We start from the raw sequence: 23,112 nt of genomic DNA, 5'->3' as shown, positions 1-23,112 counted from the left end.
CGGGTGCTTCGGCGGGTGGGGAACCGTCCCGACGAGTCAAGCAGTTCCCCGCCACCGGCGCACGGCGGTGCCGTGGGCCGGTGGCGCACCGGCGGGCGCGGACGTGCCCGGGATCGGCGGCTCCCACAGCGGCGGCCTCACCGATGAGGCCGCCGCTGATGTCGCCGGATGGAGGCGCTGGTGTCCCCCGTCGAGGTGCTGGTGTGCCCTGTCGCGGTCAGACGCACTCGCGGCAGATCAGCTCGCCGTTGCGCTCGACCGCCAGCTGGCTGCGGTGGTGGACCAGGAAGCAGCGGGCGCATCGGAACTCGTCCTGCTGCATCGGTAGCACCTTGACCGTGAGCTCCTCGTCGGCCAGGTCAGCACCGGGGAGCTCGAAGCTCTCGGCCACCTCGGCCTCGTCGACGTCCACGGCGCCCGACTGTGAGTCGACCCGCCGGGCCTTGAGCTCTTCCAGGCTGTCCTCGCCGAGGTCGACCTCGTCGCGACGCGGGGCGTCGTAGTCGGTGGCCATCGGTTTCACTCTCCCATATCGATATGGTCGCTCCCGGTTGTAACGCCGGAAGGCGCTGTTTCGGTTCCACTGCCGGCCACCAACTTTTGTCGGTCACCCGACCCGGCCACCGGCCGGACCGGGTCCGCCAGAGAAACTCCCCCAGCGAGCGCGGTACCTTACCCCCCTCGGGCGAGGCATGTATACCGCCCTCGCGGCTCAGATGTACGCCCCAGACCTCGAAGTTGTTCCCAATGTGACTCAGGCGACACGAAGATAGGGGTAGTACTACCCGCTTCCCGGTTGGCGCGCCGGCATGTCGGACTGTTTCCACGCGACCGCCGGACAACCGTTAGCCTCAGCGGCGTACTCGACGGCCGGCGGGGCGGCCCACCCGCCCCCGGCCGCCGCCACCCAATCACCGTCCGGGGAGCGCCAGGATGAGCTTTGCGCGAGTGCGAGCACTCGTAGTCGTCGGTCTGCTGGCGGTCGTCGCCCTGGTCTTCGTGGTCGTGGCCGTGGTCCGCGACACCCAGGGCAAGGGCGGGGCCGCAGCCGGCTGCCCCGAGGGCGCGCCGCTGGCGGACGTGACCCTGCACGAGAACAAGGACGTGAAGATCAACGTCTACAACGCCACCGACGAGGCGGGTCTCGCCAAGAAGGTGGCGGACGACTTCCGCAACCGCAAGTTCCAGGTGAAGAAGGAGGGCAACGCCAAGCAGCAGCTCGACGGCGTCGCCGTCCTGCAGTACGGCCCGAAGGGCGTCGGCTCCGCCCACCTGCTGCGCGCGTACTTCCTCAACAACGCCGAGCCGAAGTTCGACATCAAGCGCAAGGACGACACGGTCGACGTGGTCCTGGGCAACAGCTTCGCCCAGCTCGCCACCACCACGGAGGTCAACCAGTCCCTCGGCGACCTGGGCGCCCCGGTCGCCCCGGCCGGCACCTGCCCGATGCCCGTCGACAAGTGACCGGGCCGGCCGGCCCGGTCACCTCCGGGCGGTCAGGGGCCGCCCGAGGCGTCCAGGTCGGCCAGCCGGTCGTGCAGCGGCGCGAACAGCGCCGGCGGGGCCGCGATCACCAGGTCCGGGCCCGCCGGCCGCCCGCCGAGCCCGCCGACCAGCAGCCCGGCCTCGGTGCCGACCAGCGCGCCGGCCGCGTGGTCCCAGAGGTTCAGGCCCTTCTCGTAGTACGCGTCCAGCCGCCCCTCGGCGGCCAGGCAGAGGTCCACCGAGGCGGCGCCCTGCCGGCGGACGTCCCGCACGTGGCCGATCAGCCCGGCGAGCACCCGGGCCTGGTGGGCCCGGCGGGCCGGGTCGTAGCCGAAGCCGGTGGCGACCAGCGCCTGCCCGAGGTCGGTCTCGGCCGAGCAGCGCAGCCGCTCCCCGGCCCGGTACGCGCCACCCCCGGCGGTGGCCGTCCACTCGTCGCCGGTGAACACGTTGCGCACCACGCCCGCGACCACCTGGCCGTCGACCTCGGCGGCCAGCGACACCGCGCAGCACGGCAGCCCGTAGAGGTAGTTGACCGTCCCGTCGATCGGGTCGAGGATCCAGCGCACCCGGGCGGCCGGGGCGGCGTCGCCCGCGCCGTACTCCTCCCCCAGGACCGCGTCGTGCGGCCGGATCCGGCGCAGCGCGTCGAGCACCTGCCGCTCCACGGCCCGGTCGGCGGCGGTGACCACGTCGGTGACGGTGGACTTGGTGGCGGCCACCGACACCCCCTCGGCCCACATCCGGTGCGCGGTCGCCGCCGCGGCCCGGGCGACATCGACGGCGATCTCCAGCAGTTCCCCGGGTGGCGGCACCGCGCGGTCCATAGGTTCGTCCCCTTCCCGCACGACCGGACCCGTCCGGGTCGCGCGCGAGTATCATCCTTACAAAGTCCACATCTGCGTCGAATCGGCGGTCCCGCCAGTCGGTCCGCCGTGCGGCGCAGGATGATCGCGGCAGACGGCGTTACAATTCACCCTGCCCACGCGCCACGGACCGCCAGCCACCGGCCGGCCCGGGACACGGGGGTCCCTCAACGACATCGCCCGGCACCGTGTTCCGCGCCGCGTCGGGCAACCCGGCCGTGCTCGCTCTTCGCCTCCGGAAGGTCTTCGTGACAGAACCCCGCCAGACCGGCGCCGACGTTCGCTCGCTCACCGACACCCTGATCGCCCACGCGCAGAGCGCCGGCGGCCAGCTCACGTCGGCCCAGCTCGCGCGCACCGTCGAGTCCGCCGAGGTGACTCCGGCCCAGGCCAAGAAGATCCTGCGTGCGCTCGCGGAAGCGGGGGTGACCGTGGTCGTCGACGGCTCGGCCAGCCCGCGCCGCCGGGTCGCCGCCGCCCGGTCCGCCACCCCGGCGTCCCGGGCCACCACCGCCAAGACCACGAAGAAGGTGGCCGCGCCCGCCCCGAAGCAGGCGCCCGCCGCCGACGACGCCCCCGCGCCGGCTCCCCGGAAGGTCGCCGCGCGCAAGGCGACGACCGAGGCGGTGGCGAAGGCCGCCGTCCCGGCGAAGGTCGCGCGGCCCACCCGGGCCACCAAGGCGACGGTGGCCGCCGCCGCGGGCAAGCCGGCCAAGGCCGCCGCCAAGCCCAAGGGCGAGGGCGCCGAGGGCGACATCGATCCGGAGGAGCTCGCCGCCGAGATCGAGGACGTGGTGGTCGAGGAGCCGGCCGAGCTGGCCCAGGCCGCCGCGGCCGACGCCGCCAGCTCCGCCACCGACAACGACTTCGAGTGGGACGACGAGGAGTCCGAGGCGCTCAAGCAGGCGCGTCGCGACGCCGAGCTGACCGCCTCCGCCGACTCCGTGCGGGCCTACCTCAAGCAGATCGGCAAGGTCCCCCTGCTCAACGCCGAGCAGGAGGTGGAGCTCGCCAAGCGGATCGAGGCGGGCCTCTACGCCGCCGAGCGGCTGCGCGCCGCCGAGGAGGGCGAGGAGAAGCTGGTCCGGGAGATGGTCCGCGACCTCGGCTGGATCTCCCGCGACGGCGAGCGGGCCAAGAACCACCTGCTGGAGGCCAACCTCCGACTGGTGGTGTCGCTGGCCAAGCGCTACACCGGCCGGGGCATGGCGTTCCTCGACCTCATCCAGGAGGGCAACCTCGGCCTGATCCGGGCGGTCGAGAAGTTCGACTACACCAAGGGCTACAAGTTCTCCACGTACGCGACCTGGTGGATCCGGCAGGCGATCACCCGGGCGATGGCCGACCAGGCCCGCACCATCCGCATCCCGGTGCACATGGTCGAGGTGATCAACAAGCTCGGCCGGATCCAGCGCGAGCTGCTCCAGGACTTGGGCCGCGAGCCCACCCCGGAGGAGCTGGCCAAGGAGATGGACATCACACCCGAGAAGGTGCTGGAGATCCAGCAGTACGCTCGGGAGCCCATCTCGCTCGACCAGACCATCGGTGACGAGGGCGACAGTCAGCTCGGCGACTTCATCGAGGACTCGGAGGCCGTCGTCGCGGTCGACGCCGTCTCCTTCTCCCTGCTGCAGGACCAGCTCCAGCAGGTGCTCCAGACGCTGTCCGAGCGCGAGGCGGGCGTGGTCCGGCTCCGCTTCGGCCTGACCGACGGCCAGCCGCGCACGCTGGACGAGATCGGCCAGGTCTACGGCGTGACCCGGGAGCGGATCCGGCAGATCGAGTCGAAGACGATGTCGAAACTGCGTCACCCGTCGCGGTCACAGGTTCTCCGTGACTACCTGGACTGACCCGCGTTCGTCAACTGCCCGTGTCGCTTTGATCACCAGCCGTACAACACCCGATGGTGATCGGTCGGTTGCACGATTGTGATCGTTGACGTGGCACCCTTGGTGCACGGCACACTGTTGCCGCCAGGTGTGACCTCGGTCCCCCGCGGGCACACAGGGAAGGCAAGACCCTCGTCGGGTGTTGCACGATAGGTGAGCAACGACCGACGAGATTGTTCATCGGTGACGACCAGAGGAGGAAGGCGATGACCCCGACCCTCACGCCGCCGCCCGAGACGGTGGCTCCCCCAGCCGCCGATGAACGGTGCGACCGCTGCAACGCTGCCGGCAAGCTCCGTATCACTCTGGCGGGCGGGAGCGAGCTGGTGTTCTGTGGGCACCACGCGAACAAGTACGCGGAGGATCTCGTGAAGATCACCGTGCGGTACGCGACGGACCCCGAGTTCAGCTGGCGTGGCGCCGATCTGATGGCGAACTGACCCCAAGAGACCGCATACCGACATAAGCCGGCCGGAGGCACCCAACGGGTGCCTCCGGCCGGCTTATCCGTTTCCGCCCCCGGTCACAGGGTCTGGACCGTGGCTATCCGTTCCTCGAGCTGTTCGATCGTGGCCTGGGCGCTGGGCGGGCCGCCGCACAGCCGGCGCAGCTCGGCGTGGATCTTGCCGTGCGGGAGGCCGGTGCGGTGGTGCCGCGCGGCCACGAGGGCGTTCAGCTGCCGCCGTAGCGCCACCCGGCGCTGGGCGGCGCTCATCGGCGGCGGAGGCGCCGCCGTGGCCGTAGCGGCCGGCTCAACGGCCCGCTCGGCGGCCCGGCGGCGCTGGGCGGCCAGTTGCTCGGCCTGCCGCTTGGTGAGCAGCAGGGAGACCTGGTCGGCGGTGAGCAGCCCGGGCAGCCCCAGGTATTCCTCCTCCTCGGGGGTGCCGGCCTGGGCGGCCGTGCCGAAGGACGCGCCGTCGAAGATCACCTGATCCAGCTCGGCCGTGGCGGACAGGGCCGCGAACCGCTTCTCCAGCTCCCCGCTGGCCTGGTCGTCGCGCTGAGCGCGCTCCAGCAGGTCGTCGTCGAAGCCCTCGCGGTCCTTCGGCTTGCCGAGCACGTGGTCCCGCTCGGCCTCCATCTCGCTGGCCAGCCCCAGCAGGTGCGGGACGCTGGGCAGGAACACCGACGCGGTCTCCCCGGGGCGGCGGGCCCGGACGAACCGGCCGATGGCCTGGGCGAAGTAGAGCGGGGTGCTGGCGCTGGTCGCGTAGACGCCGACCGCCAGCCGGGGGATGTCGACGCCCTCGGAGACCATCCGGACCGCCACCAGCCAGCGCTGCTCGGACGCCGCGAACGTCGCGATCCGGGCGGACGCGCCCTGGTCGTCGGAGAGCACCACCGCGGCCTTCTCGCCCGTGAGCCGCTCGATCAGCTTCGCGTACGAGCGGGCGGTCTGCTGGTCGCTGGCGATGATCAGCCCGCCGGCGTCGGGCATCCCCGCGTTGCGCAGCACGGTCAGCCGGGCGTCGGCGGCCCGCAGCACCTGCGGCATCCAGTCGCCGGCCGGGTCCAGGGCGGTACGCCACGCCTGGGCGACGAGATCCTGGGTCATCGGCTCGCCCAGGCGGGCGGCCAGCTCGTCCCCGGCGTTCGTCCGCCACCGGGTCTCCCCCGAGTACGCCAGGAACAGCACCGGCCGGACCACGTTGTCGCGCAGCGCGTCGGCGTAGCCGTAGACCGAGTCGGCGCGGGACCGCAGCAGGCCGTCGCCGCCCCGCTCGTAGGTGACGAACGGGATCGGGTTGTCGTCGGAGCGGAACGGGGTGCCGGTGAGCATCAGCCGGCGCACGGCGGGCTCGAACGCCGCCTTCACCCCGTCGCCCCAGGTGCGGGAGTCGCCCGCGTGGTGGATCTCGTCGAGGATGACCAGGGTGCGCCGGGTCATGGTGCGCCGTCGGTGCACCTGGGGCGCCATCCCCACCTGCGCGTAGGTGACCACGGCGCCGTGGAAGTCGGCGGAGGAGTGCAGGTCGGCGTTGCGGAACGCCGCGTCGAGCTGGATGCCGACCCGGGCCGCCGCCTGCGCCCACTGGGTCTTCAGGTGCTCGGTGGGGGCGACCACGGTGACCGCCTCGACGGTGCCGTCGGCGAGCAGCTCGGCGGCGATCCGCAGGGCGAAGGTGGTCTTGCCGGCCCCCGGCGTGGCGACCGCCGTGAAGTCCTCGGTGCGTCGCCGCAGGTACTCCACCAGCGCCTTGCGCTGCCAGGCACGCAGGGGCGGGAACGTCTCGAGCGCCGGCGTCCGGGCTGCCACGCGTCAGGCTCCTCTCCGACCGCGCGACGGCGGGCCCCGGTCGAGGGCCACGGGTGCCGCCGCCCATGAAAAGGCCCTCGCGCATCGGGTGCCGCGAAGGCCGGATCAGCATAACCAGCGCGGGCCGGTGGGCCCAGGCGACGCCACGCTGGTCACATCAGCACCCTTCGCACCACACGAACAGGCGGCACCCGGTCACGCTCGGTCAGGAGCCGGGGCCCCGGGCGCCGGTGCGGGGCGGGCGCAGCGTGGCCACCGGGGCGGACCAGCGCCGCCGCAGCGACACCAGGCGCAGCGCGAAGACGAACACCGCAGCGGCGGTCAGCCCGGCGGCGTCGGCCCGCCCGAACGCGTCGAGCAGCGCCACGGCGACCGCCCCGGCGAGGGCCGCCACCGCGTAGATCTCCCGGCGCAGCACGACGGGGATCTCGCCGGTGAGCAGGTCCCGGCCGAGCCCGCCGCCGATGGCGGTGAGCATGCCGAGCAGGCACGCGCCGACCGCCGGGACGCCGGCGTCGAGCGCCTTGAGGGTGCCGGTGACGGTGAACAGGCCGAGGCCGGCGGCGTCGAGCACCAGCACGGTGGTGCGCAGCCGGGCCAGCCTGGGGTGCAGCCAGAAGGTGGCGCCGGCGGTGAGCGCGGCCGTCGCCGCGTAGCGCCAGTCGGCGAAGGCCAGCGGTGGCACCTCGTCGATCACCAGATCGCGGAGGATCCCGCCGCCGAGCGCGGCGACGAAACCGACGAAGACGACGCCGAACAGGTCGAGGCGCTTGGCCACCGCCGCGGAGGCCCCGGAGGCGGCGAAGACGGCCACCCCGGTCAGGTCGGCGAGGAGCAGGGCGGTGGAGGTGGTCACCGCCGAAGGTTACGTGGGCGGCCGGAGGGGCCGCCCGTGGTCACTCGCCCCAGGATTCGTAGATCTCCTTGCACTTCGGGCAGACCGGAGAGCCCGGCTTGGCGGCCTTGGTCACCGGGAACTTCTCCCCGCACAGCGCGACGACGAAGGTGCCCATGACGGCGCTCTCGGCGATCTTGTCCTTGCGGACGTAGTGGAACATCTCGGGACCGGTGTCGGCATCCTTCAGGTCCGGACGTTCGAGAACCTGTGTGTTCACTTCTGCACCTCCAACTTTCCAGTCTGGCAGGCCGACCTGGCCGGGTCCACCGCAGGCCACCCTTTCCCGGCCCGTACCGTAACGGACGTGAACAGCTTCCACACCCGCCTCGGCGCCGAGGTGGCCGCCGCCCTACGCGACCGGCGTCCGGTCGTCGCCCTGGAGAGCACCATCGTCTCGCACGGCCTCCCCCGGCCCGACAACCTGCGGGTGGCCCGCGAGATCGAACAGGCCGTCCGCGCCGCCGGGGCGGTCCCGGCGACCATCGGCATGGTCGGCGGTCAGCTCGTGGTGGGCCTCGACGACGCGGAGCTGACCCGGCTCGCAAGCGTCGATGGAGTGAGCAAGCTCTCGGTGCGCGACCTCGCGATCGCCGCCGCGGCCGGCGCGGACGGAGCCACCACGGTCGCCGCCACCAGCGCGGTGGCCGCCGCCGCCGGGATCGGGGTCTTCGCCACCGGCGGGCTGGGCGGGGTGCACCGGGAGGCCGCGACGACCTTCGACGAGTCGGCCGACCTGGGCACCCTGGCCCGCACGCCGATCGCCGTGGTCTGCGCCGGGGTCAAGTCGATCCTCGACGTCGGGGCGACCCTGGAGCGGCTGGAGACCCTCGGCGTCGCCGTGGTCGGCTACCGCACCCGCCGGTTCCCCGGCTTCTATCTCACCGATGCCGGCTTCGACCTGGACTGGTCGGTCGACTCGCCGGAGCAGGTCGCCGACGTGCTGGCCGCGCGGGACGCCCACGGGGTGCACGGCGGGGGGCTGATCGTGGCCAACCCGCTGCCGGCCGACGAGCAGCTCGACCCCGCCCTGCACGACCGGACGCTCGCCGAGGGCCTCGCCCTGCTGGAGCGCGACGGGGTGACCGGCAAGGCCGTGACGCCGTACCTGCTCGCGCACTTCCACTCCGCCACCGAGGGCGCGAGCCTCGCGGTGAACGTGCGGATCATCCTGCGCAACGCCGACCTCGCCGCCCGGATCGCGGTCGCCGCCGCCGGCCGCTCCGCCGCATGACCGCTGCGCGCCATCCGGCCGGGCCGGGCCGGATCGTCGTCGTCGGCGACCTGATCACCGACGTGGTCGCGGTGCTCGGCGGGCCGCTGGCCACCGGCTCCGACACCCCGGCCACGATCCGGGTCACCGGCGGTGGGCAGGCCGCCAACACCGCCGCCTGGCTCGCCGCCCAGGGCGTGCCGGTGACCATGGTCGGCGCCGTCGGCGACGACGACGCGGGCCGCGACCGGGTCGCCGAGCTGGAGCGGGCCGGCGTCGACTGCGCCGTCGAGCGGCACGTGGGCCGCACCACCGGCACGGTGATCGTGCTCACCGGCGACGGCGAGCGCACGATGGTGACCGAACGGGGGGCGAACCTGCGGCTGGGCGCCGGGCACGTCGATGCCGCCCTCGCCGGGGCGCCCGACGCGCGGCACCTGCACCTGTCCGCGTATCCCCTGTTGGACGTCGGGTCGCGCGGCGCCGGGCTGCGCGCGCTGGCCGCGGCGCGCGAGCGCGGGCTCACCACGAGCGTCGACGCGGCGTCCGCGGCGCCGCTGCGGCGGGTCGGCGCGACGGCCTTCCTGACCTGGGTACGCGACGTCGACCTGCTCCTGGTCAACGCCGACGAGGCCGCCGTGCTGGCCGGCGGGCTGGACCCGGCGGCGCAGGCACGGGCGCTGACGGCGACGGCCCGGCGGGTGGTGGTGAAGCGGGGCGCGGCCGGGGCGGTGTGGGCGGACCGGGCGTCGACGGTCAGCGTGGCGCCGACGCGCCGGGTGGCCGTGGCCGACGTCACCGGGGCCGGGGACGCCTTCGCGGCCGGGCTGCTGTCGGCCTGGCTGGCCGGGGCGGGGCCCCGGGCGGCGCTGGACCGGGCCGGCGACCTGGGCGCGCTGGCCGTGTCGACCATCGGCGCGCGCCCGACGGGCTGACCGGCGGCCCGCCCGGCCGTGGCGCGGGCCCGGACTTCCTGGGCCCGATGGCTCGCCCGGGTGGGCCGGTGGCTCTCCCGGGCGGGCCGCGCGTGGCTCGCCCGGCGCGCGCCGGCCGCCGGGAGGCCGGGCCGCGCCGGTCAGGGCTCGGCGTCGATGACCTTGTGCGGGCGCTCCTCGGCGGCCAGGCTCATCGGCGGGGCCGGGTCGGTGTGCCGGGGCTGGAAGCGGTTGGCCAGCCGGTGCTTCTCCTTCGGCGGCCGGTCGTTGGCCAGCAGCACCGCCAGCCACGGGATGAGCACCATCCCGAGGCCGCACAGCGGCAGCCAGAGCCAGAGCATGGGCGCCTGCGCGCCGACCAGGATCGCGCCGACGATCACGCAGGCCACCCGGACGCCCATCATCACGACGTAGCGGCGCTGCCGGCTGGTGAGCTGGTCGTCCTGGCTGCGGGCCGCGTCGGTGATCAGGATCGGCTGGTACGCCTGACGCTTCACCACGAACCTCCAAGAGGGATCGCCCCCATCCTGTCACCCCGGGGCGTTGATCGGTTCGTCGCGGGGCGTTGATCAGCGAAATCGACTCGTTCCGGCTCGTGTTACGCCCGTGGTACGCTCCGCTCGTGGGCAGCCGGTTCAGCTTCACCGACGAGGCGTTGGCCAACCTGCGGGTCTACGACGTCACGCCCGGGGAGGTCTGGGAGGCGCTGCACAGCCCGCGGCGGGTCATCCGGCACCTGGGCGACGACGTGATGGTCGTCTACGCCGCCGCCCGCCACGGCAGGCGGCTGGCCGTGCTGCTCGCCGAGGCCGACGGCGCCGACAACGACTGGGACGTACTCTCCGCCCGGGAGCTGACCGACGCCGAGGCCAAGCGCTACGACGAGGCCGTCCGCCGGTTTCCCGACGACGACGCCGGCCGCAGATTCCGCCGATGAGGAGGCGTGGCGATGAACCGTAACGACGCGACCAAGCAGTTCCACGGCGGTGGCGACCCGCTGGCCGAGTTGATCGACACCGGCGCGCCCGTGGAGCTGCCCACCCCCGACACCGACGTGCCGATGGTCAGCCGCTCGGTGCGGCTGCCGCTGGAGACGTACGAGCGGGTGCGGGCCGCCGCCGACGCCCGGGGCATCGGGGTGACCACGCTGATGCGGCAGTGGATCGAGGCCGGCCTGGCCGAGCTGGACGACTCGGCGACGGTGTCCCTCGCCGACGTGCGGCGGGCCCTCGCCGCCCTCTCCCGGCCCACCGCCGCCTGAGCCCCGGGCCGCAACCGCCTGGACCCCGGGCTGGCCCCTGGAAGGCGTCAGGCGGGCCGCTACAGCGGCGATGCCGGCCGCTCGGCCGGGCGGCCCCACGACCGCACCATGTCGCGCACGGCGATCGCCGCCAGCACGGTGGCGGTTGACGCGAGCGCGCCCGTCGCTGGCATCCGCAGCGCCAGCGGGGCAAGCGCGACCAGCACCAGCACCCCGGCCAGCCGGGAGCGGGAGACCCGGCCGAAGATCTCGTACTCGAAGCGTGCACGGGCGGCCAGGAACAGCGTGGGGCCGCCCATGACGAAGACTGCCCACGTCGACTCCATCCGGGCGAAGGGATGGTCGATGACCAGCTCGTAGCCGACGGCCGTGAGCAGCACGCCGGCCACGATCACCAGGTGGGTCCAGCTCGCCGACTCGCCCAGCAGCCCCGGCGACCGGGCCACCCGGATCGCCTCGGCCAGCAGGTGCCCGGCCCGGTGGAAGTAGATCCGCCAGAACAGCGCCGTGACCAGGAACGAGAGGGCGAACGCCCCGAACCTGGCGGCGGAGAACTCGCTCATGCTGAACGTGAACCCGATGATGAGGATCGTCTCGCCGAGGGCGATCAGGAAGATCTGCTGGTACCGCTCCGCCAGGTGCTCGCCCATCACGGCCCAGCCGGAGACCCGCGTCGGCCCGAGGCGCGGCACCGGCCAGCCGAGCGCCAACCCCGTGTAGTCCCAGGCCACCGCGACGGTCCAGAACACCGCCCGGAGGGCCTGCTGCGGCACCAGGGCACCGGCGAGCCAGGGCACCGCGCCGAGCGTCAACCAGGCCAGGATGCGCACCGTCACCGTCCGGCGGGGATGCCGACGCAGCGCCACGGTGACCAGCAGCGGCCGGCCGACCTGGACCGCCAGGTACGCGCAGGCGAAGGTCAGCGCCCGCTCGGCGAAGGCCCGGGGCAGGGCGACGGCCATCACCATGCTGCCGAACATCGTGGCCACCACGACGAACTGGATGATCCCGCGCTCCGGCTCGTAGCGGCTGGTCACCCAGGCCGTGAGCGTCCAGACCAGCCAGAGCGCGAGGAACAGCAGCAGGGTCTGTGCGACCTCGCTCCACACGTCCCGGCCGGGGGACGCCACGTCGTCGATGATCCGCTGCGACACCCGGGTCAGCGCGAAGACGAACACCAGGTCGAAGAAGAGCTCCAGGAAGCTGGCCCGGGGCGAGCTCACCGCGCCCCGCAGCAGCGCCGCGCCCCGCTGATCCTCCGTCATCGCCCACCCGTCGCCGACGCCCGACGGGCTCAACGAGCCCGAGCGGCGCGGGTTGCGTCAGCCCTTCGCGGCCTTCGCCTCCGCCTTCATCCGCTGCTTGTACTCGCGTACACGGCGCAGCGAGTCCGCGTCGGCCACGTCGGCCACCGACCGGTACGCGTCGGCGTCGCCGTAGCCACCGGCCGCCTCCCGCCAGCCGGCCGGGGTGACGCCGTACCGCTTGCCGAGCAGCGCGACGAGGATCTGCGCCTTCTGCCGGCCGAACCCGGGCAGCTCGGTGATCCGGCGCAGCAGTTCCCGCCCGTCGGCGACGTCGGCCCAGAGCCGGGCGGCGTCGCCGTCGTACCGGTCGACCAGCACCCGGCACACCTCCTGCGTCCGGGCGGCCATCGCCTTCGGGAACCGGTGCAGGGCGGGCGGCTCGGCGAAGACCGCCACCAGCGCGTCCGGGTCGTAACCGGCCAGCCCGCGGGCGTCCGGCTCGTGCCCGAGGCGCTGGGTCAGCACGTACGGCGAGGAGAACGCCTTCTCCATCGGGATCTGCTGGTCGAGCGTCATTCCCAGCAGCAGGGCCAGCGGGCTGCGCTCCAGCAGCCGGTTGGCCTCGGGGTCGATGGGCAGCGAGAACGTCATGCGGTCCATCCTGCCCGCCCGCCGCCCGGGGACGACGCCGACTCCCCGACACCGGTTCCCGGCGCGGGCGGCCCGGCCGGTCCCGCCCGGCGGTCGGATTTCGGGGCGGCGGTGCCGATGCGCGCCGCCCCGGCAGGCAGGATGGCGACGTGGACGAACACGACATGCTGCTCTCCCCCGCCGGCGTCGAGGCGCTCCGGACGGCGCTCGCCCGCGCCGCGTACACCTCGAACGGCATCGCCGACCGGCTCGGACCGCAGGCCACCGGCGGGATCGCCCGCAACGACTTCCGGGCGGCCCTGCGCGCCACCGCCGACCTCGACCCGCTGGCCACCCTCATCCGGGTGTTCATCTGCGACCAGACCGAGCCGGAGGCCGCGGTGGCCGCCGCGCTCGCCCCGCTGACCGTGGCCGAAGCGCTGGCCGGGGGCCTGGTCGAGCGGCACGGCGACGGGCTGCGCGCGGGCCTGGACCTGGAGCCGTACGCCGACGACTGGTGGGTCCTCGCCGACCTGCCGGTCAGCTCCCGGCCGGGCCGGCCGCTGCACTCCGAGCACGTGCTCGGCATCGGCGGGGCGACCCAGACGCTGATCGGGGCGGCCGTGCGCCGGCCGGTGGAGACCGCGCTCGACCTGGGCACCGGCTCCGGGGTGCAGGCGCTGCACCTGGCCACCCACGCCCGCCGGGTCACCGCCACCGACGTCTCCGAACGGGCGCTGCGCTTCGCCGCCACCACCGCCGCGCTCAACGGCCAGGACTGGGAGCTGCTGCGCGGGGACCTGGTCGCCCCGGTCGCCGGGCGCCGGTTCGACCTGGTGGTCAGCAACCCGCCGTTCGTGGTCGGCCCCGGCACCACCACCCACGTGTACCGGGACTCGGGCCGGGTCGGCGACGCGATCGGCGCGGAGCTGGCCGCCGCCGCACCGGGGCTGCTCACCGAGGGCGGCACCATGCAGTACCTGGCGAACTGGGTGCACGTCACCGGGGAGGACTGGGGCGAGCGGGTGGCCGGCTGGTTCGCCGGCACCGGCCTGGACGCCTGGGTCATCCAGCGGGAGGTCGCCGACCCGATGGCGTACGTCAACCTGTGGCTGACCGACGTCGGGGAGGCCGCCGACCCGCACCGGGCGGCGGCCTGGCTCGACTGGTTCGACGCGCACAAGGTGGAGGCGATCGGCTTCGGCATCGTCTCGCTGCGTCGCGCCGGCCACGCCGACCCGGTGGTGCGGGTGGAGGACCTGCGGCAGCGGGTGGAGCCGCCGCTGGGCGGCCAGATCGCCGCCTGGTTCGACCGCCAGGACTGGCTCCGGGCGCACGGCGCCGACGGGCTGCTCGACGCGCGCTACCGGGCCGCCGAGGGGCTCCAGCTGCGGCAGGAGGCGACCATGGGCGACGAGGGCTGGGCGGTGGACCGGCAGGTCCTGGCGATGCCGCACGGGCTGCGCTGGACGGAGGAGATCGACCCGCTGGTGCTGGCCCTGGTCGGCGGCGCGGACGGCCGGCTGCCGATGCGCGACCAGCTCGCCCTGCTCGCCGCCGCGCACGACGTGACGCCGCAGGAGCTGGCGGAGGCGGCCGGCCCGATCGTGGCGCACCTGGTGGAGCGCGGCATCGTCGAGCCGGTGACCGACTGATGCGGGCGGTCGTGCAGACCGTCGGCCGGGCCAGCGTCACGGTCGACGGGGAGGTCGTCGGCGCGGTCACCGACGGGCTGCTGGTGCTGCTCGGGGTGACCCACACCGACACCGGGGAGACCGCCTGCACCATGGCCCGCAAGATCCACGAGCTGCGCATCCTGGACGACGAGCGCAGTGCGGCGGACACCGGTGCGGGCATCCTGGTGGTCAGCCAGTTCACCCTCTACGGCGACGCCCGCAAGGGCCGGCGGCCGAGCTGGACCGCCGCCGCCCCCGCCGAGGTGGCCGAACCCCTGGTCGAGGCGGTCGTGGCGGCGCTGCGCGAGCGCGGCGCCCCGGTGCAGACGGGCCGCTTCCGCACCCACATGCTGGTGGAAAGCGTCAACGTAGGCCCCCGAACCCTCCTCCTGGACCTCTGACCCCACGCCTGGTGATCAAGAGGTTTGCGTCAGCCGCCGCCCGGAACCTGACGCAAACCTCTTGATCACCACAAAGGTCCCCGGGGTCAGAAGAAGAGGCCGCGGCGCTGGATGGACTGGCGCAGCCAGCCGTCGAGCTGGGCGGCCCAGTCGGTGTTGTGCACCGTGGCGTGGTCGACCGTGAACCGGCCGAAGGCGTCCCGCCCCTCGGTGAACACGCCGCCCCGCTTGTCGATCTCCAGCACCACCTGCACCTGCTGCGGGTCGGTGACGAAGGTGACCTCCAGCTGGTTGATCGCCTGGGCGTACTGGGGGGCCGGGTAGAACTCGATCTCCTGGTAGAACGGCAGGTGCTGGCGTACCCCGTAGATGTGGCCCCGCTCGACGTCGGCGCGGGCGAACCGGAAGCCCAGCCGCAGCAGCGCCTCCAGCAGCGCCTCCTGGGCCGGCAGCGGGTGCACCGCCACCGCGTCCAGGTCGCCCTTGTCGACCGCCCGCGCCACCTCCAGCTCCGTACGCAGCCCCATCGTCATCCCGTGCAGGTGCTGCCCGTACAGCTCGGTGAGCGGGGTCTCCCAGGGCACGTCGAAGCGGAACGGTACGTCGTAGCGCTGCCCCGGCTCCAGCCGGAACGCCCCCGTCACCTGGCGGCGGTGGAACTCCTGGGTGGTTTCGTACTCGCTGTCGCCGCTCTCCACCTCGACCCGGGTGACCAGGCCCAGCGCGACGTAGTCGATGTCGACCGCGTGCTCGCCGCCCGCCACGTGCACGACACCCTCCAACTGACCGCCCGGACGGCAGTTCGGATTGCTCAGCACCGTCTCCACCGACGGACCGCCCACACCCATCGCCTGCATGAGCCGCTTGAAGACCACGACGCCCTCCACCCTCTCGAAGATCGGCCGACGAGCCGCCGACCTGCTGATTCGGCCCGAACGACCGACTGCCGGCACGGTAGCCGGGCCTGGCAAGGTCAGGGGTCCGCCACACCCCTATCCGCTGTCGGTTCCCCGATCGCCTCACTCCCGTTTCACGTCCCGCTTGCCAGAGTGTGAGTCACCGGCACCACTGGGCCGGCAACGCGGCACCGACGTGGACACGGGGAGAGACAGAGATGGTCCTTCAGATGATCGAGAACCAGATCGGCCCGGCCGTCACCACCGACGCCGAGGCTGCCGCCGACACCCTGACCGACCTGGACGCCACCGACGAGCGCGGCGTCTCCACGGACCTGGTCCGGGCCTACCTCAACGGCATCGGGCGCACCAAGCTGCTCACCGCCGAGCAGGAGGTGGTGCTCGCCAAGCGGATCGAGGCCGGGCTGTTCGCCGAGGAGAAGCTGGCCACCTGCACGCCGGTGTCGACGGAGCTGCGCGCCGACCTGGAGATCGTCGTCGCCGAGGGGCGCACGGCCAAGGACCACCTGCTGGAGGCCAACCTCCGCCTCGTCGTCAGCATCGCCAAGCGGTACACCGGCCGGGGCATGGCGTTCCTCGACCTCATCCAGGAGGGCAACCTCGGCCTGATCCGGGCGGTCGAGAAGTTCGACTACACCAAGGGCTTCAAGTTCTCCACGTACGCGACCTGGTGGATCCGGCAGGCGATCACCCGGGCGATGGCCGACCAGGCCCGCACCATCCGCATCCCGGTGCACATGGTCGAGCAGGTCAACCGGATGGTCCGGGCCCGCCGCGAGCTGGCCGTCACGCTGGGTCGCGAGCCCACCGTGGCCGAGGTCGCCCGGGCCATGGACGTCCCCGAGTTCCAGGTCATCGAGCTGATCTCGTACGACCGGGAGCCGGTCAGCCTCGACCAGGCCGTCGGCGAGGACGGCGAGAGCGCCCTCGGCGACTTCGTCGCCGCCGTCGACCCGGCCGCCGAGCCCGGCGCTGCCGCCGCCGACGGCGAGCTGCGCAACGAGGTGCAGATCGTGCTGGCCACCCTGTCCCAGCGGGAGCAGGCGGTGATCCGCCTCCGCTTCGGCCTGGACGACGGCCGGCAGCGCACCCTCGACGAGGTGGGCAAGGAGTTCGGCCTGTCCCGGGAGCGGATCCGGCAGATCGAGAAGGTCACGCTGCTCAAGCTGCGCGCCCCGGAGCGGGCGCAGCGACTGGAGGCGTACGCCTGCTGAGCGGCACACGTAAGGAGGGGCCCCGGCGGTTCGCCGGGGCCCCTCGCGTGTGCGGCGCGTGCCTCACAGGCGGCGGGGGCCCGTGTCGGGGCGGGCGCCCGCCGTGCCCACGCCCACCGTGGCGTGCAGCACCGAGATGCCGTCCGGGCGGGCCAGCACCGGGTTGAGGGTGAGCGAACGCACCCGGGGCTGCTCGTCGGCGAGCCGCCCCACCCGCAGCAGCAGTTCCGCCAGGGCGGCCCGGTCCACCGGCGCGGCCCCCCGGTGCCCGCGCAGCAGCGGCGCGGCCCGGGGCGCGTCCACCAGCTCGGCGGCGTCGGCGTCGGTCAGCGGCACCGCCCGCCACGCCCGGTCGCCGAGCAGCTCGGTGGCGACGCCCCCGAGGCCGAACCCGACCACCGGCCCGAACGCCGGATCCTCCACCAGCTCCACCACGCACGGCACGCCGGGCGGGACCATCGCCTGCACCAGGACGTCCGCGCCGAAGACCGCCGACATCTCCGCGTACGCCCGGCGCACCGCCGCCACGTCGGCCAGGTCGAGCCGGACCGCGCCGAGGTCGAGGCGGTGCCGCAGCCCGGGGGCGGCGGCCTTCAACGCCACCGGGCAGCCGAGCGCCCCGGCGGCGGCGACCGCCTCGTCGGCCGACCCGGCGCGCACCGACGGCACCACGTCGATCCCGTACGCGCCCAGCAGCCCCGCCGGGTCGGCCCCGTCGGCGCGCAGCGCGGCGGACGCGGCGGCGGGGTCGATCCGGGGCAGCTCGGGCAGCGCGCCGGTCGGCCGGCGCAGCCAGTCGGCGTACGCGGCGACCCGGGCCAGGGCCCGCACCGCCTCCTCCACGCTCGGGTACGCCGGCACCCCCGCCGGCACGCGCCCGGCGAGGAAGGTCGCCACCACCGGCTTGCCGGCGTCGAGCGCGCCGGGCAGGGCGGCGGCGAAGTCGGCCTCGGCGTCGGTGAGCTGGCCGGGCAGCGGCGGGGCGAAGACCGCGACGAGGGCGTCCACGTGCTCGTCGGCGGCGGCCGCGCCGAGCGCGGCGGCGAACTCGGCCGCCCCGGCCCGGGGGCCGACGTCGGACGGGTAGCCGGCGGCCACCGTCAGCCCCTGGGCGGCGCAGGCGGTGGCGGCCAGCCCGGTCAGCGCCGAGGAGTTGCCGACCACGGCGACCCGCCGCCCGGCGGGCCGGGGCTGGTGGGCCAGCAGCACGCCGACGTCGAGCAGCTCGGCGACCGTGTCGACCCGGATCACCCCGGACTGGGCGAACAGGGCGCTCACCGCGACCGCGTCGGGGCCGGGCGCGTCGCCGCCCAGGCCGGGCGGGCGGGCGGGGGAAGCCAGCGCCACCACCGGCTTGTCCCGGCCGATCCGCCGGGCCAGCCGGGCGAACTTGCGCGGGTTGCCGAACGTCTCCAGGTACAACATGATCACGTCGGTGCCGGGGTCGTCCTGCCAGTATTGAAGCAGGTCGTTGCCGGAGACGTCGGCCCGGTTGCCGGCGGAGACGAAGCTGGACAGGCCGAGGCCGCGCCGGGCCGCCTCGGCGAGCAGCGCCACCCCGAACGCGCCGGACTGGCTGAAGATGCCCACCCGGCCGGGGGCCGGCAGCGCGGGGGCGAGGGTCGCGTTGAGGCGTACCTGATCGGCGGTGTTGGCCACGCCGAGGCAGTTCGGGCCGACGACCCGCATGCCGGCGGCGTGCGCGGCGCGGACCAGGGCCCGCTGGGCCGCCGCGCCGGCCGCGCCGGCCTCGGCGAAGCCGGCCGAGATCACCACCAGGCCGTGCGCGCCGGCCGCCGCCGCGTCGGCCACCACCGCGCCCACCGCCTCCGGGGCCACCGCGACGACCGCCAGGTCGATCGGGTGGCCGGCGTCGACCGCCGACGGGTACGCGGGCAGCCCCGCCACCGTCGCCGCGCCCGGGTGCACCGGCACGACCGGCCCCGGGTAACCGCCGTCGCGCAGGTGCCCGAGCAGGGCCGCACCGACGCCCTGCCCGGTGGCGCTCGCGCCGTAGACGGCGACGCCCCGGGGGGCCAGCAGCCGGGCGATGGAGCGGGCCTCGGTGCGGTGCTCCCGGCCCCGCTGCACGGCGAGCGTCGCCTCGGTGGGGGCGATCGGGAAGCTCAGGTGCACCACGCCGTCGGCGTACTGGCGTTGGACCTGGTAGCCGAAGTCGGCGAAGACCCGCAGCATCGCCCCGTTGGCCGGGAGCACCTCGGCGACGAAGCGCACGATCCCGGCCCGGCGGGCCGCGTCGGCCAGGTGCTCCAGCAGCACCGAGCCGATCCCCCGCCCCTGGTGGGCGTCCTCCACCACGAACGCCACCTCGGCCTCGGGTGACTGCGGGCCGAGCCGCTCGTAGCGGCCCACGGCGACGATCCGCCCGGCGGCGAGCACCACGAACGCCTCCCGGTCGCGGTGGTCGACGTGGACGAACCGGTTCAGGTCCCGCTCCGGGATGCGCGGGTACGGCGAGAAGTAGCGCAGGTAGCGGGTGCGCTCGGAGAAGCGGGCGTGCATCGCCACGATCCCCGACGCGTCCTCGGGGCGGATCGGGCGCAGCCCGACGGTGCTGCCGTCGCTCAGCAGCACGTCCACCGGCTGGTCGACTGTGGTCACCGGTTCCGGCCCCTCCCCGGGCGCACCCCGGTCAGTCCCGCGGGTCGTGCGGGTCGAGGCCGAGCAGCGGGAACACCGCCTTGCGGGTGGCCGCGATCGCCCGGTCCACCGAGCTCGGCTCGCCGGTCGGCTGCCACGGCGCGAACGCGGGGTCGGCGTCGTCGGTCATCCGCAGCGGCACCTCCCGGCCGGGGCGGCGGGCGGCGGCCAGAGCACGCCAGCCGGGCGGGGTGAGCGTCGCCGGGTCGATCGGGTCGCCGGTCGCCACCGCGAGCAGATGGGTCCAGGCGCGGGGCACCACCTCGACGAGGGCGTACCCGCCGCCGCCGGTGGCCACCCAACGGCCCTCGCACAGCTCGTCGGCCAACGCCCGCAACGCCAGGTAGGTGGCGCGCTGCCCGTCGACGCTCAGGTGCAGGTCGGCGAGGGGGTCGAGCCGGTGCCCGTCGGCCCCGCACTGGGTGACCAGGAGCTGCGGCCGGAACGCCCGCAGCACCGACGGCACGACCGCGTGGAACGCGCGCAGCCAGCCGGCGTCGTCGACCCCGGGCGGCAGCGGCACGTTCACGGCGGTGCCCTGTGCCCCCGGCCCGCCCGTCTCGTCGGGGAACCCGGTGCCGGGGAACAGGGCGAGCGGGGTCTCGTGCAGGCTGACGGTGAGCACCCGGGGGTCGTCCCAGAAGACGGCCTGCACGCCGTCGCCGTGGTGCACGTCCACGTCGACGTACGCGATCCGCTGCGCGCCGAGGTCGAGCAGGCGGGCGATGGCCACCGCCGGGTCGTTGTAGACGCAGAACCCGGCGGCGCGGGCCGGCATCGCGTGGTGCAGCCCACCGGCCACGTTGACCGCCCGCCGGGCCTCGCCCCGCCACACCGCCTCGGCGGCGGCCACCGTGGCACCGGCGACCAGCGCGCTGGACTCGTGCATCCCGTCGAAGACCGGATTGTCCGACGTGCCCAGCCCGAACCCGGCGAACAGCGGATCGCGGGGGGCGACCCGGACCGCGTCGAGGTAGCGCGGGTCGTGCACCCGGGTCAGCAGGGCGTCGTCGGCCGGCTCGGGCCGGACCAGCCGCACCCCGGGCCGGCCCAGGACGCCCAGCTCCCCGGCGAGCGCGACGGTCAACTCGACCCGCACCGGGTCGAGCGGATGGTCACCCATGTCGTAGGCGAGCAGGGACTCGTCCCACACCACCACCGTGTCCTCGGACATGGGGTCATCGTCGCACGGGTCACCGACGCCGCCCACCGCACGCGCTGCTCCGGTGACCGGTGTCGCCCCGGTCGCCGGGCTCGGCCCGGTGCCGGACGCTCAGCCGCCGGTGGCGACGGGACGGGACGGGTCGGCCACCCAGTTGCTCCACGATCCGACGTAGAGGGCGGCGTCCGGGCGGCCCGCCAGGTGCAGGGCGAGCACGGCCTGCGCGGCGGTCACCCCGGACCCGCAGTACGCCCCCACGGGCGCGGCGTCGGCGACCCCGGCGGCGGCGAACCGCTCCCGCAGCGCACCGCCCGACGGGAAGCGGCCGTCCGGGCCGACGTACTCCCCGGCGGGCAGGTTCACCGCGCCCGGCACGTGCCCGGCGACCGGGTCGACCGACTCGTGCTCGCCCCGGTAGCGGGCCGCGGCCCGCACGTCGAGCAGCGTCCCGTCGCCGGTGGCGGCCAACGCGGCGGCCGCGTCGGCGTCGAGCACCGGCAGCCCGCCCGGACGGACGGTCACGTCCCCGGGGGCAGGCGTGGGCACGTCGGTCGACACGGGCAGGCCGGCGGCCACCCAGGCCGGGAAGCCGCCGTGCAGCACCCGGACCGGCCGGTGCCCGGCCCAGCGCAGCGTCCACCAGGCCCGTGCCGCCCCCAGCGCGTCGCCGCCGTCGTACACGACGACGGGGTGACCGGCGCGGACCCCGGCGGCCCGCAGCGCGGCCTGGAGGACGGCGGGGTCGGGCAGCGGATGCCGGCCGGCCGCGCCCGGCGGCCCGCACAGCGCGGCGTCGAGGTCGACGAAGACCGCGCCGGGCAGGTGACCGGCGGCGTGGTCGTCGCGGCCGGGCGGCCCGGCGAGCCGCCACCGGACGTCGAGCAGGGCGGGCGGGTCGGCGGAGTCGAGCTCCGCCGCGAGCCGGTCGGCCTCGACCAGCAGCTCCTCGGTACCGGACATGGCGTCCAGTCAACACCATCCGGGCGGTCACCTCGCGATTCGGCGGCGGGCGATGTCCGGCGGCCGGGGTACCATCGACCTCCGGGAGGTCGCCGACGTGAAGCACCTGGTCGACACGAGTGGGCGCGGAACTGCCTCCGCCGAGAGGGGGAATCGATGCGCCACGATCTAGTGGACACGACCGAGATGTACCTACGCACCATCCTCGAACTCGAGGAGGAGGGCGTCCCGCCGCTGCGCGCCCGGATCGCCGAACGGCTGCGGCAGAGCGGTCCCACCGTCAGCCAGACCGTCGCCCGGATGGAACGCGACGGGCTGCTCACCGTCGAGGGCGACCGGCACCTCGCGCTGACCCCGCTGGGCCGCGCGTCCGCCGTGTCCGTGATGCGCAAGCACCGGCTCGCCGAGCTGCTGCTGGTCAACGTCATCGGGATGCCCTACGAGGAGGCCCACGAGGAGGCCTGCCGGTGGGAGCACGTGATGAGCGACGCGGTGGAGAAGCGGGTGTACGACCTGCTCAACCGCCCCACCCGCTCCCCGTACGGCAACCCGATCCCGGGCCTGGAGGAGCTGGGCACCCCCGAGCAGCCGACCGACCGCAGCGACGGCGAGCGCAACCTGGCGTTCCCCGGGCTCACCGGCACGGTGGTCGTGCGGCGGATCTGCGAGAGCGTGCAGACCGACGCCGACGTGCTGCGCCAACTGCACGCCGCCGGGGTCGACCCGGGCGCGACGGTCACCGTGGCCCAGGAGCGCGACGGCGTCTCCATCGACCGCTCCGGCGACCGGGTCCGGCTGCCCCGCGAGGTCGCCTCCCGGGTCTTCGTCGCCGCCCACTGACCTGACGCCGACACCCGGGCCCGGCGACGGGCTTCACAGGGCCCGGGTGTCGACCGTTCCCGCCAGCGCGACCAGCTTCCCGGCCACCTCCTCGGCGGCGGCGCGCTCGGTGCCCTTCGGCAGCGTCCAGCGCAGCACGGCCAGCCGGTCCTCGGCGGCCAGCCAGCCCACCTCGGCGACCGGCCCCTGCCCCTTCGTCGCCGCCCCGGTCCGCCGGTAGGCGACCTGACCCAGCCGGCTGACCTTCCGGGCCCCGGTGGGCTGCACATCGGCCGTGAAGTCGGCCACGTCGATCGACGTGTCGGTGACGGTGAGGGCCAGCTCCGGCAGCAGCGCCCGCTTCGCGCGCAGCACGCAGGTGCGGGTGTCGTCGCGCGCGCTGGCCGCCGCCACGTCGAACCGCTCCCCGGTGTGCTCCTCGACCACGGCGAAGTCGAGCAGCCGGCAGGCGCCGCCGGAGGACGCCGCCGGGACGTCGACCGCGACCGGCGCACCGCGCGGCACCGCCACCGGCTCCGCCGCCTCCGCCCCGCACCCCGTCACCAGCAGCGCCGACACGCCCGCCAGGCAGATCCAACCGCGCACGCCAACCTCCGCGCCTCC

24 protein-coding genes are annotated in these 23,112 nt (G+C 74.7%); 11 read left to right on the top strand and 13 right to left on the bottom strand.

Features of this window, described 5'->3' with window-relative positions; translation table 11 throughout:
• Nucleotides 1-217 precede the first annotated feature (217 nt).
• Entirely contained in the window at nt 218-514 is a 297-nt protein-coding gene (locus LPU61_RS04285) for a DUF4193 domain-containing protein (RefSeq protein WP_007075406.1), read from the bottom strand.
• Between the two features lie 434 nt (nt 515-948).
• On the opposite strand from LPU61_RS04285, the gene LPU61_RS04280 reads away from it, so the two are divergent.
• Nucleotides 949-1,464, top strand: coding sequence for a LytR C-terminal domain-containing protein (locus LPU61_RS04280; RefSeq protein ID WP_176734137.1), 516 nt, complete (start codon nt 949-951; stop codon nt 1,462-1,464).
• A gap of 32 nt (nt 1,465-1,496) precedes the next feature.
• On the opposite strand, the gene LPU61_RS04275 is transcribed toward LPU61_RS04280, so the two are convergent.
• Nucleotides 1,497-2,312 (bottom strand): inositol monophosphatase family protein, encoded by an 816-nt coding sequence (locus LPU61_RS04275; RefSeq protein ID WP_043962511.1) that lies wholly within the window; start codon nt 2,310-2,312, stop codon nt 1,497-1,499.
• 287 nt (nt 2,313-2,599) lie between these two features.
• Between LPU61_RS04275 and LPU61_RS04270 the strand changes: the two genes are divergently transcribed.
• Together LPU61_RS04270 and LPU61_RS04265 are read left to right on the top strand one after the other, a co-directional pair.
• Nucleotides 2,600-4,201 carry an RNA polymerase sigma factor gene (locus LPU61_RS04270; protein WP_043964218.1) on the top strand — a complete coding sequence of 534 codons (1,602 nt, stop codon included), beginning with the start codon at nt 2,600-2,602 and terminating at the stop codon, nt 4,199-4,201.
• Between the two features lie 245 nt (nt 4,202-4,446).
• On the top strand, nt 4,447-4,680 hold the full coding sequence (locus LPU61_RS04265) for a hypothetical protein (protein WP_036374862.1): 234 nt from the start codon (nt 4,447-4,449) through the stop codon (nt 4,678-4,680).
• A gap of 83 nt (nt 4,681-4,763) precedes the next feature.
• Here the strand turns inward: LPU61_RS04265 and LPU61_RS04260 are convergent, their stop codons facing one another.
• The 3 genes from LPU61_RS04260 to LPU61_RS04250 all read right to left on the bottom strand — a co-directional run bounded on the left by LPU61_RS04260 (nt 4,764) and on the right by LPU61_RS04250 (nt 7,612).
• Complete coding sequence (locus tag LPU61_RS04260) at nt 4,764-6,497, bottom strand: DEAD/DEAH box helicase (protein WP_229404183.1); 1,734 nt, start codon at nt 6,495-6,497, stop codon at nt 4,764-4,766.
• A 205-nt stretch (nt 6,498-6,702) separates the two neighbouring features.
• Complete coding sequence (locus tag LPU61_RS04255) at nt 6,703-7,353, bottom strand: trimeric intracellular cation channel family protein (protein WP_043962509.1); 651 nt, start codon at nt 7,351-7,353, stop codon at nt 6,703-6,705.
• Between the two features lie 40 nt (nt 7,354-7,393).
• A complete protein-coding gene (locus tag LPU61_RS04250) occupies nt 7,394-7,612 on the bottom strand; it encodes a DUF3039 domain-containing protein (protein ID WP_043962508.1) in 219 nt (72 codons plus the stop codon).
• Nucleotides 7,613-7,699: 87 nt separating this feature from the next.
• Between LPU61_RS04250 and LPU61_RS04245 the strand changes: the two genes are divergently transcribed.
• Together LPU61_RS04245 and LPU61_RS04240 are read left to right on the top strand one after the other, a co-directional pair.
• A complete protein-coding gene (locus LPU61_RS04245; RefSeq protein WP_229404182.1) occupies nt 7,700-8,626 on the top strand; it encodes a pseudouridine-5'-phosphate glycosidase in 927 nt (308 codons plus the stop codon).
• A complete protein-coding gene (locus tag LPU61_RS04240) occupies nt 8,623-9,540 on the top strand; it encodes a carbohydrate kinase family protein (protein WP_229404181.1) in 918 nt (305 codons plus the stop codon). Before LPU61_RS04245 ends, LPU61_RS04240 begins: the two co-directional genes overlap by 4 nt.
• Before the next feature lie 140 nt (nt 9,541-9,680).
• Here the strand turns inward: LPU61_RS04240 and LPU61_RS04235 are convergent, their stop codons facing one another.
• Nucleotides 9,681-10,037 carry a DUF3099 domain-containing protein gene (locus LPU61_RS04235; protein WP_077936787.1) on the bottom strand — a complete coding sequence of 119 codons (357 nt, stop codon included), beginning with the start codon at nt 10,035-10,037 and terminating at the stop codon, nt 9,681-9,683.
• A gap of 125 nt (nt 10,038-10,162) precedes the next feature.
• Between LPU61_RS04235 and LPU61_RS04230 the strand changes: the two genes are divergently transcribed.
• Nucleotides 10,163-10,477 (top strand): hypothetical protein, encoded by a 315-nt coding sequence (locus LPU61_RS04230; protein WP_228986787.1) that lies wholly within the window; start codon nt 10,163-10,165, stop codon nt 10,475-10,477.
• A gap of 12 nt (nt 10,478-10,489) precedes the next feature.
• Nucleotides 10,490-10,801 carry a hypothetical protein gene (locus LPU61_RS04225; RefSeq protein WP_043964213.1) on the top strand — a complete coding sequence of 104 codons (312 nt, stop codon included), beginning with the start codon at nt 10,490-10,492 and terminating at the stop codon, nt 10,799-10,801.
• Nucleotides 10,802-10,860: 59 nt separating this feature from the next.
• On the opposite strand, the gene LPU61_RS04220 is transcribed toward LPU61_RS04225, so the two are convergent.
• Complete coding sequence (locus LPU61_RS04220; protein WP_229404180.1) at nt 10,861-12,066, bottom strand: low temperature requirement protein A; 1,206 nt, start codon at nt 12,064-12,066, stop codon at nt 10,861-10,863.
• A gap of 57 nt (nt 12,067-12,123) precedes the next feature.
• Complete coding sequence (locus LPU61_RS04215) at nt 12,124-12,708, bottom strand: HhH-GPD-type base excision DNA repair protein (RefSeq protein WP_043962503.1); 585 nt, start codon at nt 12,706-12,708, stop codon at nt 12,124-12,126.
• Nucleotides 12,709-12,848: 140 nt separating this feature from the next.
• Here LPU61_RS04215 and LPU61_RS04210 point away from each other — a divergent pair, with 140 nt between their 5' ends.
• Nucleotides 12,849-14,333 carry a methyltransferase gene (locus LPU61_RS04210; protein ID WP_063838562.1) on the top strand — a complete coding sequence of 495 codons (1,485 nt, stop codon included), beginning with the start codon at nt 12,849-12,851 and terminating at the stop codon, nt 14,331-14,333.
• The gene (dtd, locus tag LPU61_RS04205; RefSeq protein ID WP_043962502.1) at nt 14,333-14,755 is read left to right on the top strand and encodes a D-aminoacyl-tRNA deacylase; all 423 of its coding nucleotides are present in this window, start codon (nt 14,333-14,335) and stop codon (nt 14,753-14,755) included. Before LPU61_RS04210 ends, dtd begins: the two co-directional genes overlap by 1 nt.
• A gap of 86 nt (nt 14,756-14,841) precedes the next feature.
• Here the strand turns inward: dtd and LPU61_RS04200 are convergent, their stop codons facing one another.
• Complete coding sequence (locus LPU61_RS04200) at nt 14,842-15,630, bottom strand: sporulation protein (protein WP_043964209.1); 789 nt, start codon at nt 15,628-15,630, stop codon at nt 14,842-14,844.
• Between the two features lie 239 nt (nt 15,631-15,869).
• On the opposite strand from LPU61_RS04200, the gene sigB reads away from it, so the two are divergent.
• On the top strand, nt 15,870-16,886 hold the full coding sequence (sigB, locus tag LPU61_RS04195; RefSeq protein WP_043962501.1) for an RNA polymerase sigma factor SigB: 1,017 nt from the start codon (nt 15,870-15,872) through the stop codon (nt 16,884-16,886).
• 63 nt (nt 16,887-16,949) lie between these two features.
• Here sigB and LPU61_RS04190 read toward each other — a convergent pair whose 3' ends face one another.
• The 3 genes from LPU61_RS04190 to LPU61_RS04180 all read right to left on the bottom strand — a co-directional run bounded on the left by LPU61_RS04190 (nt 16,950) and on the right by LPU61_RS04180 (nt 21,669).
• A complete protein-coding gene (locus tag LPU61_RS04190) occupies nt 16,950-19,508 on the bottom strand; it encodes a bifunctional GNAT family N-acetyltransferase/acetate--CoA ligase family protein (protein ID WP_229404179.1) in 2,559 nt (852 codons plus the stop codon).
• Between the two features lie 31 nt (nt 19,509-19,539).
• Nucleotides 19,540-20,721, bottom strand: coding sequence for an acetoin utilization protein AcuC (locus LPU61_RS04185; RefSeq protein ID WP_043962499.1), 1,182 nt, complete (start codon nt 20,719-20,721; stop codon nt 19,540-19,542).
• A gap of 99 nt (nt 20,722-20,820) precedes the next feature.
• Nucleotides 20,821-21,669 carry a sulfurtransferase gene (locus LPU61_RS04180; RefSeq protein WP_229404178.1) on the bottom strand — a complete coding sequence of 283 codons (849 nt, stop codon included), beginning with the start codon at nt 21,667-21,669 and terminating at the stop codon, nt 20,821-20,823.
• Nucleotides 21,670-21,825: 156 nt separating this feature from the next.
• Here LPU61_RS04180 and LPU61_RS04175 point away from each other — a divergent pair, with 156 nt between their 5' ends.
• A complete protein-coding gene (locus LPU61_RS04175) occupies nt 21,826-22,509 on the top strand; it encodes a metal-dependent transcriptional regulator (RefSeq protein ID WP_043962497.1) in 684 nt (227 codons plus the stop codon).
• 33 nt (nt 22,510-22,542) lie between these two features.
• Here the strand turns inward: LPU61_RS04175 and LPU61_RS04170 are convergent, their stop codons facing one another.
• On the bottom strand, nt 22,543-23,094 hold the full coding sequence (locus LPU61_RS04170) for a hypothetical protein (RefSeq protein WP_043962495.1): 552 nt from the start codon (nt 23,092-23,094) through the stop codon (nt 22,543-22,545).
• Between the last annotated feature and the right edge of the window lie 18 nt (nt 23,095-23,112).

The organism is Micromonospora sp. NBRC 110038, from assembly GCF_020884815.1.
Classification (GTDB): domain Bacteria; phylum Actinomycetota; class Actinomycetes; order Mycobacteriales; family Micromonosporaceae; genus Micromonospora; species Micromonospora haikouensis.
Note: the sequence above shows the minus strand (reverse complement) of the source record. Positions and strands in the feature narration are given on the sequence as shown.